This window comes from Bacillus stratosphericus (assembly GCF_020524495.1).
Lineage (GTDB): Bacteria > Bacillota > Bacilli > Bacillales > Bacillaceae > Bacillus > Bacillus stratosphericus_B.
Genome location: NZ_JAIVLB010000095.1, coordinates 1 through 892 on the forward strand (window position 1 = coordinate 1; position 892 = coordinate 892).

The 892-nt window shown below is 37.4% G+C and carries 2 tRNA genes and 1 rRNA gene; all 3 read right to left on the reverse strand.

Annotated features, from left to right (window positions below):
* Positions 1 to 11: 11 nt before the first annotated feature.
* Positions 12 to 87: transfer RNA gene (locus LC033_RS16585), tRNA-Thr, on the reverse strand.
* A 37-nt stretch (positions 88 to 124) separates the two neighbouring features.
* A tRNA-Val gene (locus LC033_RS16590) sits at positions 125 to 197 on the reverse strand.
* Between the two features lie 580 nt (positions 198 to 777).
* Positions 778 to 892 (reverse strand): 5S ribosomal RNA (rrf, locus tag LC033_RS16595).

Here is an 892-nt window from a genome sequence, read left to right on the forward strand (position 1 = left end):
CCATAAAAAAGTGGTGCCGGCAAGAGGACTTGAACCCCCAACCTACTGATTACAAGTCAGTTGCTCTACCAGTTGAGCTACACCGGCTTTATCTTATCCTAACATTATGTAAGAATAAATATGATGGAGGATGACGGGCTCGAACCGCCGACCCTCTGCTTGTAAGGCAGATGCTCTCCCAGCTGAGCTAATCCTCCATATTATGTCTTTTCGAATGACTCTCGATCTGACAAATAGTATTATATACTGATAGGATATTGTTTGTAAAGACTTTTTTAAAATAAATTTTGAATTTATTTTAAAGTTGTTTTTTCATCTTTTCGTTAAGGCACCTAAAGAAGTTTACCACTTGTCTCATCATTTTAAAAGTCTTTTTTTCATTCTTTTATGATTTTGTTAAAATTGGCTCTAATGAGGATTTATCATTGAAAAAGACTCATCTATCAGAATGTAGTTTTCGTTTTTCAGCCAGTATATCTCCCGTACAGATATTTAATAAGTATCAACAACACAAACATCAAAACATTGGACGATCCCAGTTCATGCTCAATAAGAAAAAGCTAGTATTGTTCTTCAAATGCCCTATTAAAAGTTCAAACATCAATATTAGACGAATCTATACTCTTTGGAAACCTCAACCATCATTGTACCTTTATCATCGGAGCCTCTTAATCCTGCTTCTTTAGAAATTCTTTCTGTTCTTGAAGTAGATATAAAACTGATTTTTCCTAAAAACACAAAAAAGACCAGTTCCGTCTGGAACTGATCCTTATAAAAGCTTGGCGGCGTCCTACTCTCACAGGGGGAAACCCCCAACTACCATCGGCGCTGAAGAGCTTAACTTCCGTGTTCGGTATGGGAACGGGTGTGACCTCTTCGCTATCGCCACCAA